We start from the raw sequence: 15,325 nt of genomic DNA on the forward strand, positions 1-15,325 counted from the left end.
CGCGCGCCCTTACGTCGCCCATTCCCGTGCATCCACGGGGCTTGCGGGCCAGTTCCAGAGAATCGGGGCCGCTCTGCCATACCCTGACAGAAAGCGAGTTTCCCCATGGTCAGCCTCACCACGCCGCTCTGCGACTTCGGTTGGCAAGCGCCGGACTTCCTCCTCCCCGGCACCGACGGCCGCCAGCACGGCCCGGCCAGCGCCCGGGGTCCCCGGGGCCTGCTGGTGATTTTCATCTGCAACCACTGCCCCTACGTCAAAGCCATTCTCGAGCGCCTGGTGCGGGACTGCCGGGAACTGCGCGACCACCACGGCATCGGCAGCATTGCCGTCATGAGCAACGACACGGCGGCCTACCCGGAAGACGGCTTTGCCCAGATGCAGGCCCTGGCCAGCCAGTGGGACCTGCCCTTCCCCTATGTGCTGGACGACAGTCAGGCCGTGGCCCGGGCCTACGGCGCCGTGTGCACCCCGGATTTCTTCGGCTTCAACGCCGACCTGCAACTGCAGTACCGGGGCCGCCTGGACGACACGGGCCGCAATGCCCCCCGCCCCGATGCCCGCCGGGAGCTGTTCGAGGCCATGACCCTGGTGGCCGCCGGCGGCCGCGGCCCGGCGGAGCAGACGCCGAGCATCGGCTGTTCCCTGAAATGGCGTGACACCTGAGCCGGAGCCGTTCCATGCGCTACGCCGACAACGCCAACCGGCACACGGTTGAAACGGTCATCGCAGCCGTGCACCAGGTGGCCCGGGAAGCCATCGTGCCCCGTTTCATGAAGGCCATCCACCACCGCAAGGATGACGGCACCCTGCTCTCGGAAGCGGACCTGGCGTGCCAGAGCTTTCTCCTGCAGCGCCTGCCGGAAATCGTGCCCTGCCCGGTGATCGGCGAGGAAATGAGCCGGGCCGAACAGGAAGCCGCCCTGGAGGCGGGCAACGGGGACGTGTGGTGCATCGATCCCATCGACGGCACCACCAACTTCGTCAATGGCCTGCCCGTCTTTGCCGTCTCCATCGCCCTGCTGCGGGAACGCAAGCCCCGCCTGGGCATCACCTACAACCCCATCACCAACGAACTGTTCTATGCCTGGGAGGGCGGCGGCGCCTACGTGAACGGCAAGCGCCTGCCCCTGCGCCGGGTGGCCGGCAGCCTGGACCAGGCGGTGGCCAATGTGGACCTGAAACGCCTGCCCCGGGAACTGGCCGTCCGCATCGCCACGGCACCGCCCTTCTTCTCCCAGCGTAATTTCGGCAGCAGCGCCCTGGAGTGGTGCCAGGTGGCCGCGGGCCGCATCGACGTGGCGGTGCACGGCGGCCAGATGCTGTGGGATTACGCCGCCGGCTGTCTGATCCTGAAGGAAGCGGGCGGCCACATGTGCACCCTGGAGCAGGACGACTTCCACGCCGACGACCTGTGGCGCCGGCGCATCGTCGCCGCCCTGGACCCCGGCGTCTTCGCCGCCTGGCGGGACTGGCTGCGGGCGGGCCTCTAGGCCGCCGGCCCGCCCCGTGCTCAGGCGGGCTTGCGGATTTCCCGGTCGGGACGGCCGATGTAATAGCCCTGGGCCATGTCCATGCCCATGCGCTTCAACTCGTCCAGCACCTCGCCGGTCTCGACGAATTCGGCAATGACCTGGATGCCCAGTTCGTGGGCCAGGGACTGCATGCTCTGGACGAAGGCCCGATCCTTGGTGCTGTGCAGGATATTGACCACGAAGTCCCCCTCCACCTTGAGGAAATCCACCGGGAAGCGGCGCAGGTAGTGGAAGGAGGAAAAGCCTGAACCGAAGTCGTCGATGGCCAGCTTGAAGCCGTCGAACTTCAGGTCGTTGAGGAAGCGCTCCATCAGGGCCAGGTTCTTCACCGTATCCCGCTCGGTGATCTCGAAGACGATGCGCTCCGGCGGAATACCGGAATCGGCCACGATCTGGCGCAGGGAGCGGGCGAACTCGTTGAGCACCATGGCCCGGGGCGAGAGGTTGAGGAAGATGTAGCCCTCGTGCCCTTCGGCCGCCAGCTTCTGCAGGGCCAGTTCGATCACCAGGCAGTCGAGGCGGTGGATGACACCGATTTTCTCGGCGATCTCGACGAACTCGTCGGCCCGCATGATTTCCCCGTCCACCTCGATGCGGGACAACACCTCGTAGCCCACCACCACGCCGGCCTGGACATCCAGGATGGGCTGGAAGAAGGGGATCAGCCGCCGTTCGTCGATGGCCTTGAGGATGGTGACGCTCTTCTGGGAGATGTCGCGGAACACTTCCATGACGTCGTCCGCCGTGGGAATGGCGACCCGCTCCTTACCCTCCGCCTTGGCCTTGTACATCATGTTGTCGGCGAAGAGGAAGAGGTCCTTGGGCTCGGTGGCGTGGTCCGGATACACGGCCAGGCCGATGGAAGCAGTGCCGTGCACCACATCGCCGTTGAAGGCGGTGACGCTGCTCTGCCGGGAGGCCTCGAGAATGCGCTGGGCGATGACGGAGGTCTGCTCCAGGTCGGCCTCGGGCAGGATCACCACGAACTCGTCGCCGCCGTAGCGGGCGAAGATGTCGCCGCTGCGCAGCACCTGCCGCACCTCCCGGGCGAAGGCCTGGAGGAATTTGTCGCCCACCGCATGGCCGTAGTTGTCGTTGACCAGCTTGAAGTTGTCCAGATCGATCAGCAGCAGGCCGAAATGCTCGTCGTGGCGCGAGGAACGGTCGATCTCGTAGCCGATCATTTCCCAGAACACCCGCTGGTTGAAGAGGTCCGTCAGGGGGTCCCGGGTGGCGTAGTACTCCAGGTCCTTGGTGTACTTGTAGATGGCCTTCACCGACCCCACCACATTGAGCAGGGTGGACAGCACGGAATCGAGCACCAGGTGGCGGGTATCGTCCTCCAGTTCGTCAGCCTGGACGCCGATACCGACGATGCCGCCGATCTTCGGCGTATCGACGAAGAAGGACTTGACCCGCAGCTGCACCTCCTCCTCCGCCAGCTCCACCTTCTCGCCACCGGGCTTGGCCACGTGGTGGTTGATGGTGAAGGAGGTGATGACGGAGAAGCGGGGATTCTGCTTCAGCACTTCCCGGATGTGGCTCTCCACCCGCTGCTTGGTGGCGGCGGAGGGCTCCCGGTACCAGAAAATCTCCAGGTCGAAGAGCTCGTCGTCGATCTGGAAGATGGAGAAAAGCACGTGGGCGTTCATCACCTTGTTGATGTCCACCACCAGGTGATTCACGTATTCGGTCCAGTCACGGATGATGTCCGAGGTGATGACGAACTTCTCCAGCAGGCCGATCTCGAACTTGAGCATGTCCTTGTCCACCGCCACGGCCCGCAGCTTGGCCACCAGCTCCTCGACGGCGCAGACGATACGGGTCAGCTCGGCGAAGCCGGGGCGGCTGCCGCGCAGTTCCAGCTTGCGCAGGTCCGATACCGCATTGACGCCGGCCACGCCCTCCTCCACATGGCGCAGGGCGCCTTCCAGCCGGTGGTTCACCCACCACACGGCCAGCAGCGCCAGCAGCAGGCCCAGGGGCATGAGAATGGCCAGGGACCAGGAGAATTCGGCCCGGGCCTGGTCTACCAGGCCGCCCACGTTCTGCCGCACTTCGATCAGGCCCAGCACGTCGCCCACGGCGGCGTTGTCGTGACAGCGCAGGCAGCGGTTTTCCGCCTGCAGGGGATAGATGAAGCGGATGAAGGAGCCCTGCATGGACTCCTGGGGCTTGCCGGCGGAAAAACCCTGGCGCAGCAGTTCATCCAGGGGCGGCTGCTCGATGGCGCCGAAGAGGGCCTCGACCTTGGGGCCCCGATAGATTTCCACGGTGGCGTTGGAACCCCGGGTGGCGTCGCGCATGCCCTGGAGGAATTTTTCCACCTGGTCCCGGCGCCAGCCAGTGCTCATCAACTCGTACATGGAGACGAAAGCCATGCGCGCCATGGTGTTGGCGCCTTCCCGGGCATGATCCCGTACGGTGCTGTCGAAGGAGCGGCTGACGGCCCAATAGCTGCCGCCAAAAAAGAGCAACCCAACCAGGATGGAGGTCGCCAGGACGAACGTTCGGATTTTCATGGGGTTCCCTGAGCCAAGCTTTATATTTGTATGACATCGAAGGAGGCACCCCCGTACCTCCCTATGCTGTCGGCAAATTACTATACCCCCCCGCCAGGAGCAAGCCGGAAAGCGCAAATCCGGCCCATGGAATCTGGGATAATGGCGCCTGTCCCCCCTGCCAGCACCCCGGCCCCAGCCATGTCCCTGCGCCGCGAAACCCACCTTCAGGCGACCGTTGTCGTCGTCTTCTTTTCCCTGGCCGTCAGCCTGGGGCTGGCCAACATCTATCTATCCCACAGCGAGGAGGCGGCGGTACGCGTCCGCACCTTCCAGGAACTGCGGGCCGTGGCCGACCTCAAGGCCCAGCAGGTGGCCGCCTGGCGCAGCGAACGGCAGGCCCAGGCAAAATCGTGGCAGGACAGCCTGCACCTGGAGCGCCTGCTCGAGGCCCCGGGCAAGGCAGCCGAGCTCCAGGCCAACCTGCAGAAGAGCTTGGGCCCCCTGGCCGAATTGCCGGAGAACCGGGCCTACCTGCTGCTCGACGACGACGGACGGGTGCGCTTCAGCACCGCCGCCCCACCCCAGGACAGCAGCGTCAGCGAAGCCACTCGGGACCTGCTCAAGGTCGCCGAATACAGCGACCAGCCCCAGCTAAGCGACCTGCAGTTGGACCCCCAGGGCCATGCCTTCATCGACCTGGCCGCCGTCATCCGCAGCCCCCGCAGCGGCCAGCGTCTGGCTTTCCTGGTGCAGCGGATCGACCCCGGCGCCGTCCTCTTTCCCCTCATCCAGGCCCGTCCGGTGCCCAGCGCCACCGCCGAGACCCTTCTGCTGCGCCAGGACGAAAGCGACTTCCTGGTGCTCAACGAACTGCGCCACCGCCAGGACACGGCCCTCAAGCTGCACCTGCGGCGGGAGGAAAGCATGCTCGGCGCCCCGGCCACGGCCGCGCCCCAGCAGGAAGGTGTCGACTACCGCCGCCAGCTGACCCTGGCCACCAGCCAGCAGGTGGCGGACACCCCCTGGATCCTGGTGACCAAGGTGGATGCGGAGGAAATCCTCTCCCCGGTGCGCCAGCGCAATTTCCTCACCTACGGCGTCTCCCTGTTGTTGCTGGCCGGGGGTGGTGCCTTCACCCTGTACCTGCTGCGCCAGCAGCGCAAGTTCTTCGCCGAGCGCCACGAACGGGAACAACTGGCGGCGGAGGAACTGCAGCGCACCCAGGACCGCCTGCTGGAAGCCCAGCGCATCGGCCACATCGGCAGCTGGGAGCGGGACCTGCGCAGCGGCCGCCTCTGGTGTTCCGAGGAAGCCTACCGCCTGGTGGGCCTGGACCCGAGCGAGCCCCTGACCTACGCCCACTTCCTGGAGCTGGTGCACCCGGAGGACCGGGACAAGGTGCAACAGGCCACCGACCACAACGCGGCCAAGGAAGAAACCTTCGCCGTCGAATACCGGGTGCTGCTGCAGGACGGTCGCCTGCGCCACTTCATCAACCGGGGCCGACTTTTCTGGGACGCCCGGGGCCAGCCCCTGCGGGCCAGCGGCACCACCCAGGACATCACCGAACGCAAGCTGGCGGAAGAAGAATACCGGCGCCAGTCCACCCAGCTGCGGGCGGTGCTGCAGAACATGCCCCAGGGCATCAGCGTCTTCGACGAGCATCTGCGCCTGCAATTGTGGAACGAAGGCATGCGGGAAGTCCTGGGCCTGCCCGCCGAAGCCCTCTACCGCGGGGTGCCCTTCGAGGACCTGGTGCGCTATCCGGCCCAGCGGGGCGAGTACGGCCCCGGCGATCCGGAACAGCACGTGCAGGAACGTAAGGCCCTGGCCATGCAGTTCAAGCCCCACCGCTTCGAGCGCACCCGCCTGGATGGGCGCACCACCCTGGTCCAGGGCGAACCCCTCTTCGACGACGGCCAGCTCACCGGCTTCATCACCACCTACACCGACATCAGCGAAAGCAAGCGCAACGAACAGGCCCTGCGCAACCAGAACGCCATCCTGCAGAACATCCTGGAGAACCTGCCGGACGGCGTCAGCCTGTACGACCCGGAGCAGCGCATGATCGCCTGCAACGAGCGCTTCCGCACCCTGCTGGACCTGCCCGACACCCTCTTCGCCCAGGGCTACCCGACCCTGGAGGACATGGTCCGCTTCAACGCCCGCCGCGGCGAATACGGCCCGGGGGACGAGGAACGGCGCACCCGGGGCGTGCTGCGGGCCCTGCAGCGGCCCAACAATACCGCCGTCCTGCGGGAGCGGCCCGACGGCACGGTGCTGGAGATCCGCCAGGTCAACCTGGGGGACGGCAGCACCATCATCATCTACACCGACATCACCGCCCGCCACCGGGCCGAAGCCGAGCTAAAACTGGCGGAAAAGGTCTTCGCCAACAGCCCGGAGGCCATCATGATCTGCGACCAGGGCAACCGCATCATCTCGGTGAACCGGGCCTTCTGCGACATCACCGGCTACGCCCAGGAGGAAGTGCTGGGCCAGGATCCGCGCATGCTGGCCTCGGGCCGCCACGACAAGGACTTCTACCGGCAGATGTGGGAAATCCTGCGGGACACCGGCGCCTGGGCCGGGGAAATCTGGGACCGGCGCAAGAACGGCGAGATCTACCCCAAGTGGATGACCATCAACGCCGTGCACGACACCCAGAGCGGCGCCCTCACCCACTACATCACCCTCTTCTCCGACATCACCGAGCGCAAGGAGACCGAGGCCCGCATCCACCACCTGGCCCACCACGACCCCCTCACCGGCCTGCCCAACCGCTTCACCCTGGAAGCCCGTCTGGAGCAGTCCCTGGCCGATGCCCGGCGCCATGGCCACAAGGTGGCGGTGATGTTCATGGACCTGGACCGTTTCAAGACCATCAACGACTCCCTCGGCCACGCCGTGGGCGACTCCCTGCTCATGGAAATCGCCCACCGCCTGCGCTCCGCCGTGCGGGAATCGGACACGGTGGCCCGCCTCGGCGGCGACGAGTTCGTGGTGGTGCTGCCCGACGTGGAAGGGGCCAACGATGCGGCCCACGTGGCCGGCAAGATCATCGAGGACGTGGCCCGCAGCCTGCGGGTTGGCGCCCACGAGCTGCACACCTCCGCCTCCATCGGCATCAGCCTCTATCCGGACGACGGCGAAACGGTGCCGACGGTGATGCAGAACGCCGACACCGCCATGTACCACGCCAAGGCCATCGGCCGGAACAACTTCCAGTTCTTCGCCTCGGCCATGAACCGGGCCGCCACCGAGCGCCTGGAGCTGGAACGCAAGCTGCGCCAGGCCATGGTCAATGACGAGCTGGAACTGCACTTCCAGCCCCAGTTCGCCCTCGCCGCCGACCGGGTCACCGGGGTGGAGGCCCTACTGCGCTGGCGCCATCCGGAGGACGGCCTGATCCCGCCGGACCGCTTCATCCCCATCGCCGAGGAAACCGGCCTCATCGTCGGCATCGGCGACTGGGTGCTGCAGGCCGCCTGCCGCCAGCTCAAGGCCTGGCTCGACCAGGGCCTGCCGCCCCTGCGCATGGCGGTGAACCTGTCCACCCGGCAACTGAAGGAAAAGGAGTTCCCCAGCCGGGTGGCCGCCATCCTCCAGGAAACGGGCCTGCCCGCCGTGCTGCTGGAGCTGGAGATCACCGAGAGCGGCGTCATGGAACGGCCAGAGGAGGCCATCACCACCCTGCAGGCCCTCAACGACATGGGCGTCACCCTGGCCATCGACGACTTCGGCACCGGCTACTCGTCCCTTTCCTACCTCAAGCTGTTCCCCATCGACCGGCTGAAGATCGACCGCTCCTTCGTGCGCGACATCGAGCGGGACCCGGATGACGCCGCCATCGCCCGCGGCACCATCGCCCTGGCCCACAGCCTGGGCCTGGAAGTGGTGGCCGAAGGGGTGGAAACATCGGCCCAGCTCGACATGCTGGCGGCCGACGGCTGCGACGAGGTGCAGGGCTACTTCTTCAGCCGCCCCCTGCCGTTGGCGGCCGCCACCGCCTTCCTCGCCCAGCAGGCCGGTAGGGCGGGGTAGAATACCCCTCCGTATCGTCCCCGCCGGGGACCTCAACCATTTTCGCTGCAACCCGCTCCAAGGAATTCCATGTCCCGTACCACCCTTTCCCGCTACCTGATCGAAGCCCAGCGCGACAACCATATCAACGCCGACCTGCGCTTCCTCATCGAAGTCGTCGCCCGGGCCTGCAAGGCCATTTCCATCTCCATCGGCAAGGGCGCCCTCTCCGGCGTGCTGGGGGAGGCCGGCAGCGACAACGTGCAGGGCGAGGCCCAGAAGAAGCTGGACGTCATCTCCAATGAAATCCTGCTGGAAGCCAACGAATGGGGCGGCCACCTGGCGGCCATGGCCTCCGAGGAAATGGACCATCCCCATCCCATTCCCCACCGCTACCCCAAGGGCGAATACCTGCTGATGTTCGACCCCCTGGACGGCTCCTCCAACATCGACATCAACGTCTCCGTCGGCACCATCTTCTCCGTGCTGCGCTGCCCCGAAGGCATGGAGCCCACCGAACAGGCCTTCCTCCAGCCCGGCACCCAGCAGCTGGCCGCCGGCTACGCCCTCTACGGCCCCAACACCCTCCTGGTGCTGACCATCGGCCAGGGCGTGCATTGCTTCACCCTGGACCGGGAAGTGGGCTCCTTCGTCCTGACCCAGGAAAACCTCCGCATCCCCGAGGACACCAAGGAATTCGCCATCAACATGTCCAACCAGCGCTTCTGGGAAGCCCCGGTACAGCGCTACGTGGGCGAACTGCTGCAGGGCAAGGAAGGCGTGCGCGGCAAGGACTTCAACATGCGCTGGGTCGCCTCCATGGTGGCCGACGTGCACCGCATCCTCACCCGCGGCGGCCTCTTCATGTACCCCCTGGACAGCAAGACCGCGGAAAAGGGCGGCAAGCTGCGCCTGCTCTACGAAGCCAATCCCATGAGCCTCATCGTCGAACAGGCCGGCGGCGCCGCCACCACCGGCCGCCAGCGCATCCTGGACCTGCAGCCCACCCAGCTGCACCAACGGGTGCCGGTGGTCCTGGGTTCGAAGAACGAGGTGGAACGGGTCACCGCCTACCACCTGGAATCCTGAGATATCAGGAGAGGAGGAGCATGTCGGCCAAACACCCCATCATCGCCGTCACCGGCTCCTCCGGCGCCGGCACCACCACGGTCCGGAAAACCTTCGAATCCATTTTCCGCCGGGAAAAGATCAACGGCGCCATTGTCGAAGGCGACGCCTTCCACCGCTACACCCGGACGGAAATGGGCCAGAACATCGAGGCCGCCGAGCGTGAGGGACGCAAGCCGCCCTCCCACTTCGGCCCCGAGGCCAATCTGCTGGCCGAGCTGGAAACCCTCTTCCGCGAATACGGAGAACACGGCACCGGCAAGATCCGCCAGTACATCCACGGCGCTGCCGAGGCCCGCCGCTGGGGCCTGCCCGAGGGCTATTTCACCCCCTGGGAAGCCATCGCCCCGGGCACCGACCTGCTCTTCTACGAAGGCCTGCACGGTGCCTACCAGGACAAGCAGATCGACGTGGGCCGCCATGCGGACCTGCTCATCGGCGTGGTGCCCATCATCAACCTGGAATGGATCCAGAAAATCCACCGGGACACCCGCAGCCGGGGCTATTCCCTGGAGGCGGTGACCCACACCATCCTGCGGCGCATGCCCGATTACGTGCATCACATCACGCCCCAGTTCTCCCGCACCCACATCAACTTCCAGCGGGTGCCGGTGGTGGACACCTCCAACCCCTTCATCGCCCGGGACATCCCGAGCAACGACGAATCCTTCGTCGTCATCCGCTTCCGCGACCCCCGGGGCGTGGATTTCCCCTACCTGCTCAACATGATCGGCGACGCCTTCATGTCCCGCCCCAACACCATCGTGGTCCCCGGCGGCAAGCAGGACCTGGCCATGCAGCTGATCCTGACGCCCCTCATCTGGCAACTGGTGGAAGACCGCAGCCGGGGCGCCTGAGCCCGGCAGCTTTCCAGTGAAAAAGGCCGCCGCAACCCCGGACGGGCCGGGACCGGCTGCCGCCATTGCCCTATCCCAGCGGAATTACCCCACCGCGGCAGCCCTTGTGCTGCGGTGAATCTGGAAAAACCCCAGCATTTGGCGGATAATTCCGCCTCTTTCCCGCCTCCCCCCTTCCGGTGACCATGCAATTCAATCCCCTCACCAGCGCCATCCGTGCCCTCGCCATGGATGCGGTCCAGAAAGCCAATTCCGGTCACCCCGGCATGCCCATGGGCATGGCCGAAATCGCCGAAGTCCTGTGGCGGCGCCACATGAAGCACAATCCGGCCAACCCCAGGTGGGCCGACCGGGATCGCTTCGTGCTCTCCAACGGCCACGGTTCCATGCTGCTCTACAGCCTGCTGCACCTGACCGGCTACGACGTCTCCATCGACGATCTGAAGAACTTCCGCCAGCTGCACAGCAAGACCCCGGGCCACCCGGAAGTGGGCTACACCCCCGGCATCGAGACCACCACCGGCCCCCTGGGCCAGGGCATCACCAACGCCGTGGGCCTGGCCCTGGCGGAAAAGATCCTGGCGGCTGAATTCAACCAGCCCGGCCACGACATCGTGGACCACCACACCTACGTCTTCCTCGGCGACGGCTGTCTCATGGAAGGCGTCTCCCATGAAGCCTGTTCCCTGGCCGGCACCCTGGGCCTGGGCAAGCTGATCGCCTTCTACGACGACAACGGCATCTCCATCGACGGCCACGTCGAAGGCTGGTTCACCGACGACACCCCGAAGCGCTTCGAAGCCTACGGCTGGCAGGTCATCCCCAATGTGGACGGCCACAACGCCACCGCCATCGAGGCCGCCCTGCTGCAGGCCAAGGCCGAAGGCAACAAGCCCACCCTGATCTGCTGCAAGACCAAGATCGGCATGGGCTCCCCCAACAAGGCCGACAGTCACGACGTGCACGGCGCCCCCCTGGGCGATGCGGAAATCGCCGCCACCCGGGCTGCCATCGGCTGGAACCACGCCCCCTTCGAAATCCCCGCCGACGTGTACGCCGCCTGGGACGGCAAGGCCAAGGGCCAGACCGCCGAAGGCCAGTGGAACGAACGCTTCGCCGCCTACGCTGCCGCTTTCCCGGCCCAGGCCGCCGAATTCCAGCGCCGCATGGCCGGCAAGCTGCCCGCCAACTGGCAGCAGGTGGTGGATGCCTACATCGCCGACACCGCAGCCAAGGCCGAGAACATCGCCACCCGCAAGGCCAGCCAGAACGCCATCGCCGCCCTGGTGCCGAACCTGCCGGAAGTGGTGGGCGGCTCCGCCGACCTGGCCGGCTCCAACCTGACCCTGTGGAAGGCCGCCAAGGGCGTCACCCGCAAGGACGGTGGCAACTACGTCTATTACGGCGTGCGCGAATTCGGCATGACCGCCATCGCCAACGGCCTGGCCCTGCACGGTGGCCTGATCCCCTACACCGCCACCTTCCTGGTGTTCTCCGACTACGCCCGCAACGCCATCCGCATGGCGGCGCTGATGAAGCAGCGCCAGATCATGGTCTACACCCATGACTCCATCGGCCTGGGCGAGGACGGCCCGACCCACCAGCCGGTGGAACACGTGCCTTCCCTGCGCCTGATCCCCAACCTGGACGTGTGGCGTCCCGCCGACTCCACCGAGACCGCCGTGGCCTGGGCCAATGCTGTGGAACGCCATGACGGTCCTTCCGTCCTGGCCCTGTCCCGCCAGAACCTGCCCAATGTCACCGCCGGCATCAGCGCCGAGACCATCCGCCGCGGCGGCTACGTGCTGTCCGAGGCCAAGGGCGAAGCCCAGGTGGTGCTGATCGCCACCGGCTCCGAGATCAAGCTGGCCCTGGATGCCCAGAAGGCCCTGGGCGACGAGGGCATCGCCGCCCGTGTCGTCTCCATGCCCTGCGTCGAAGCCTTCGAACGCCAGGACGCCGCCTACCGGGAACAGGTGCTGGGCACCTGCCGCAAGCGCGTCGCCATCGAAGCCGCCCACTCCGGCCTGTGGCACAAGTACGTGGGCCGTCACGGCGCCGTGGTCAGCATCGACCGCTTCGGCGAGTCCGCCCCCGCCGGCAAGCTGTTCGAGATGTTCGGCTTCACCGTGGCCAACGTGGTGAAGACCGTCAAGGAAGTGCTGGAATAAAAGGAAGGGGTGCCCCGGCCACGGGGCGCGTCAGGTTTTTTAGATAGAGGAGAGAAGTGCCATGGCTATCAAGGTTGCCATCAACGGTTTCGGTCGTATCGGTCGCTGCACCCTGCGGGCGATCTACGAGCAGGGTCTGCAGAATGAGTTCGACGTGGTTGCCATCAACGCCTCCGGCGACCTGGCCACCAACGCCCACCTGCTGAAGTACGACACCACCCACGGCCGCTTCGGCACCTCCGTGGAGACCGAGGGCGAGAACTGCATCATCATCGATGGCAAGAAGATCCCCTTCTACTCCACCAAAAACCCCAAGGACATCGACTGGTCCAAGCACGGCGTGGAAGTGCTGCTGGAATGCACCGGCGCCTACACCACCAAGGAAAAGGCCCAGGCCCTGCTGCAGCAGGGCGCCAAGCGGGTGCTGATCTCCGCCCCCGGCGGCGACGATGTGGACACCACCATCGTCATGGGCGTTAACGAAGGCGTGCTCAAGGCCGACATGACCGTGGTCTCCAACGCCTCCTGCACCACCAACTGCCTGGCCCCCGTGGCCAAGGTGCTGGCCGAGAGCGTCGGCATCAAGCAGGCCCTGATGACCACCGTGCACGCCTACACCAACGACCAGGTGACCGTGGACGTGCGCCACAAGGACCTGCGCCGCGCCCGTGCCGCCGCCGCCAACATCATCCCCACCAAGACCGGCGCCGCCAAGGCCGTCGGCCTGGTGCTGCCCCAGCTGGCCGGCAAGTTCGACGGCTTCTCCCTGCGCGTGCCCACCATCAACGTCTCCCTGGTGGACCTGACCTTCACCGCCGAGCGCGCCACCACCAAGGAAGAGATCAACGAGCTGATGACCGCCGCTGCCAATGGCCCCCTGAAGGGCATCATGGCGGTGAACAACGAGCCCCTGGTTTCCTCCGACTTCAACCACACCACCGTCTCCTCCACCTTCGATGCCACCCAGACCCGGGTCATCAAGGGTGCCGACGGCTCCGTGCTGGTGAAGGTGCTGGCCTGGTACGACAACGAGTGGGGCTACTCCTGCCGCATGCTGGACGCCGCCCGCGCCTGGATGGCCGCCAAGTAAGCAACACCGCCGACGGCAAAAAGCCGCCTGGGAGCAGATGCTCCCAGGCGGCTTTTTGATTGCTGCAGCAACTATCGGGGCCAGGGGGCAAAAGGCTGCGCGGCAGGCCCAACCATGGGTGGCCCGACGGCACCGCCCTCGCCGCCCAGGCTCAGGAAGGACTGCCCGACTTGCCGTTCACGGCCGCCTGCAGCAAGGCGTAGGCGGCAATGCCGGCAGGAGACTGGCCATTGCCCAGACCATCGCCCTGGCCGCCGGCGGCCGCACCGCCCTGGCTCTGGCTGAGCCTGGCCATGGTGGCATCCTGCAGGGTGGTGGCATCGGGATGGGCCTCATCCTTGGCCAGCAGGCGCTCCCGCATCTTGCGGGCGATATCCGACTCGATCGCCTCCCGCTTTTCCGGCGGCAGAGCGGCCAGGTCTTCCTCGCTCATGCCCATTTCCTTGAGGATGGCGTCGCGCATGTGCTCGGCCGGACTCTTGTCCAGGTATTCCTGCAACTGGGCCCGCAATTCCTCGCGGCGGGCCTGGGCAGCGGCATCGGCCTTGTCCTCGGCCGTTTCCACCCGGCGGGAAGTGTTGGCGCCGGCTGACGGATTGGCACCTTCCGTCAGGCCGGCTTGAGGCGATGCCTGCAATGCGGCCGCCTCGGCCTCCTGGCCGCGCTTTTTCGCCGTCAGGCTCTGCAGGCTGAGTTGGTTATAGAGGGAATCGATACGCATGGTCATACGCTCCATAGGTGCTATGGCCACCCTTAATGCAAACGGCGTACCAGAATGTAAATTCCCTTTGAGAACAAAGGACTTTGCCGACCTGGTGAATATTTGCAGCCTGCCCGGGGCAAAAAAATGACGGCAAGGTTGGCCGCCAGCGGCCATCCTTGCCGGGCAAAACCCTGTCCGCCTCTCGGATTTAGGGCCGCAACCCTGTAAAATCACGGCCTTCATCCATTTCCTCCCTGGCCCCCCGTGTCCGGCTCCCTCCCCCCTCTTCGTCTCGCCATCAACGGCTACGGCCGCATTGGTCGCTGCTTTCTGCGGGCCCTGCATGAACGGGGACTGGCAGAGCGTTTCCAGGTGGTGGCCATCAACGAGCCGGCCAACAGCGAGAGCATCGCCTACCTGACCCGCTTCGACTCCACCCACGGCCGCTTCCCCGCCCCCGTGGAACTGCAGGACGGCACCCTGGTCATCGACGGCCGCAGCATCCAGCTGACCCACGCCGACACCCCCGAGGGAGTGGACTGGCGCAGCCTGAAGGTGGATCTGCTGGTGGAATGCTCCGGCCAGTACAGCAACCGGGCCGGCCTGCGCCGCTTCCTCGAGGCCGGCTGCCCCCGGGTGCTGCTCTCCCACCCGGCCAACAGCGCCGCCGACGTGGATGCGACGGTGGTCTACGGCCTCAACCACGGCCGCCTCAACGGCGACGAGCGCATCGTCTCCAACGCCTCCTGCACCACCAACGCGGTGGTGCCGGTGCTGGAGCTGCTGGACCGGGAACTGGGCCTGGAACAGGTGCTGCTGACCACCCTGCATTCGGTGATGAACGACCAGCCCCTGGTGGATGGCTACCACCACAGCGACCTGCGCCGCACCCGCTCCGCCATGCAGTCCATGATCCCCGTCTCCACCGGCCTAGCCCGGGGCGTGGAGCGGCTGCTGCCGGGCCTCAAGGGCAAGGTGCTGGCCAAGGCCATCCGGGTGCCCACCCTCAACGTCTCGGCCATCGACCTCACCGTGACCCTGGCCCAGGATGCAGACGTGGCAGGCCTCAACGCCCTGCTGCAGATCGCTTCCAACGGCCCCTGGAAGGGCGTGCTGACCACCTCCGCCGCCCCCCACGCCTCCATCGACTTCAACCACGACCCCCATTCCGCCATCGTGGACCTGAGCCAGACCCGGGCCGGCGGCGCCCGCCTGTTCAACCTCTTCATCTGGTTCGACAACGAATGGGGCTTCGTCAATCGCATGGTGGACGTGGCCCAGCGCTGGCATGCCGGCTGGTCCCAATCCTGAACA

Annotated in this window: 10 protein-coding genes; 8 read left to right on the plus strand and 2 right to left on the minus strand. The window is 66.3% G+C overall.

Annotated features, from left to right (window positions below; translation table 11 throughout):
- Nucleotides 1-105 precede the first annotated feature (105 nt).
- Nucleotides 106-666: a thioredoxin family protein gene (locus tag ACLSSQ_RS14335; RefSeq protein WP_130460070.1), complete on the plus strand. Its 561-nt coding sequence runs from the start codon at nt 106-108 to the stop codon at nt 664-666.
- 14 nt (nt 667-680) lie between these two features.
- Nucleotides 681-1,493, plus strand: coding sequence for an inositol monophosphatase family protein (locus ACLSSQ_RS14340; RefSeq protein WP_014236654.1), 813 nt, complete (start codon nt 681-683; stop codon nt 1,491-1,493).
- Between the two features lie 20 nt (nt 1,494-1,513).
- Here ACLSSQ_RS14340 and ACLSSQ_RS14345 read toward each other — a convergent pair whose 3' ends face one another.
- Nucleotides 1,514-4,057, minus strand: coding sequence for a putative bifunctional diguanylate cyclase/phosphodiesterase (locus ACLSSQ_RS14345; RefSeq protein ID WP_014236653.1), 2,544 nt, complete (start codon nt 4,055-4,057; stop codon nt 1,514-1,516).
- A gap of 180 nt (nt 4,058-4,237) precedes the next feature.
- Here ACLSSQ_RS14345 and ACLSSQ_RS14350 point away from each other — a divergent pair, with 180 nt between their 5' ends.
- The 5 genes from ACLSSQ_RS14350 to gap all read left to right on the plus strand — a co-directional run bounded on the left by ACLSSQ_RS14350 (nt 4,238) and on the right by gap (nt 13,308).
- Complete coding sequence (locus ACLSSQ_RS14350) at nt 4,238-8,083, plus strand: EAL domain-containing protein (protein WP_014236652.1); 3,846 nt, start codon at nt 4,238-4,240, stop codon at nt 8,081-8,083.
- 69 nt (nt 8,084-8,152) lie between these two features.
- Complete coding sequence (locus ACLSSQ_RS14355) at nt 8,153-9,151, plus strand: class 1 fructose-bisphosphatase (protein ID WP_014236651.1); 999 nt, start codon at nt 8,153-8,155, stop codon at nt 9,149-9,151.
- 20 nt (nt 9,152-9,171) lie between these two features.
- A complete protein-coding gene (locus ACLSSQ_RS14360; protein ID WP_014236650.1) occupies nt 9,172-10,047 on the plus strand; it encodes a phosphoribulokinase in 876 nt (291 codons plus the stop codon).
- A 185-nt stretch (nt 10,048-10,232) separates the two neighbouring features.
- Nucleotides 10,233-12,218, plus strand: a complete 1,986-nt coding sequence (gene tkt / locus ACLSSQ_RS14365) for a transketolase (protein WP_416243073.1) — start codon at nt 10,233-10,235, stop codon at nt 12,216-12,218.
- A 61-nt stretch (nt 12,219-12,279) separates the two neighbouring features.
- Entirely contained in the window at nt 12,280-13,308 is a 1,029-nt protein-coding gene (gene gap / locus ACLSSQ_RS14370) for a type I glyceraldehyde-3-phosphate dehydrogenase (RefSeq protein ID WP_205230841.1), read from the plus strand.
- Between the two features lie 151 nt (nt 13,309-13,459).
- Here gap and ACLSSQ_RS14375 read toward each other — a convergent pair whose 3' ends face one another.
- Nucleotides 13,460-14,029 (minus strand): hypothetical protein, encoded by a 570-nt coding sequence (locus ACLSSQ_RS14375; RefSeq protein WP_416243074.1) that lies wholly within the window; start codon nt 14,027-14,029, stop codon nt 13,460-13,462.
- Nucleotides 14,030-14,275: 246 nt separating this feature from the next.
- Between ACLSSQ_RS14375 and ACLSSQ_RS14380 the strand changes: the two genes are divergently transcribed.
- Nucleotides 14,276-15,322 carry a type I glyceraldehyde-3-phosphate dehydrogenase gene (locus tag ACLSSQ_RS14380; protein WP_130460074.1) on the plus strand — a complete coding sequence of 349 codons (1,047 nt, stop codon included), beginning with the start codon at nt 14,276-14,278 and terminating at the stop codon, nt 15,320-15,322.
- The last annotated feature ends 3 nt before the right edge of the window (nt 15,323-15,325 follow it).

The sequence above is a fragment of the Azospira sp. APE16 genome (assembly GCF_047901315.1).
Taxonomy (GTDB): Bacteria; Pseudomonadota; Gammaproteobacteria; order Burkholderiales; family Rhodocyclaceae; genus Azospira; species Azospira oryzae.

Bases quoted from the DNA above. Each gene is read 5' to 3' on its own strand.
- ACLSSQ_RS14335 (WP_130460070.1), top strand. From the start codon at position 106: ATGGTCAGCCTCACCACGCCGCTCTGCGACTTCGGTTGGCAAGCGCCG.
- ACLSSQ_RS14340 (WP_014236654.1), top strand. From the start codon at position 681: ATGCGCTACGCCGACAACGCCAACCGGCACACGGTTGAAACGGTCATC.
- ACLSSQ_RS14345 (WP_014236653.1), bottom strand. From the start codon at position 4,057: ATGAAAATCCGAACGTTCGTCCTGGCGACCTCCATCCTGGTTGGGTTG.
- ACLSSQ_RS14350 (WP_014236652.1), top strand. From the start codon at position 4,238: ATGTCCCTGCGCCGCGAAACCCACCTTCAGGCGACCGTTGTCGTCGTC.
- ACLSSQ_RS14355 (WP_014236651.1), top strand. From the start codon at position 8,153: ATGTCCCGTACCACCCTTTCCCGCTACCTGATCGAAGCCCAGCGCGAC.
- ACLSSQ_RS14360 (WP_014236650.1), top strand. From the start codon at position 9,172: ATGTCGGCCAAACACCCCATCATCGCCGTCACCGGCTCCTCCGGCGCC.
- tkt (WP_416243073.1), top strand. From the start codon at position 10,233: ATGCAATTCAATCCCCTCACCAGCGCCATCCGTGCCCTCGCCATGGAT.
- gap (WP_205230841.1), top strand. From the start codon at position 12,280: ATGGCTATCAAGGTTGCCATCAACGGTTTCGGTCGTATCGGTCGCTGC.
- ACLSSQ_RS14375 (WP_416243074.1), bottom strand. From the start codon at position 14,029: ATGCGTATCGATTCCCTCTATAACCAACTCAGCCTGCAGAGCCTGACG.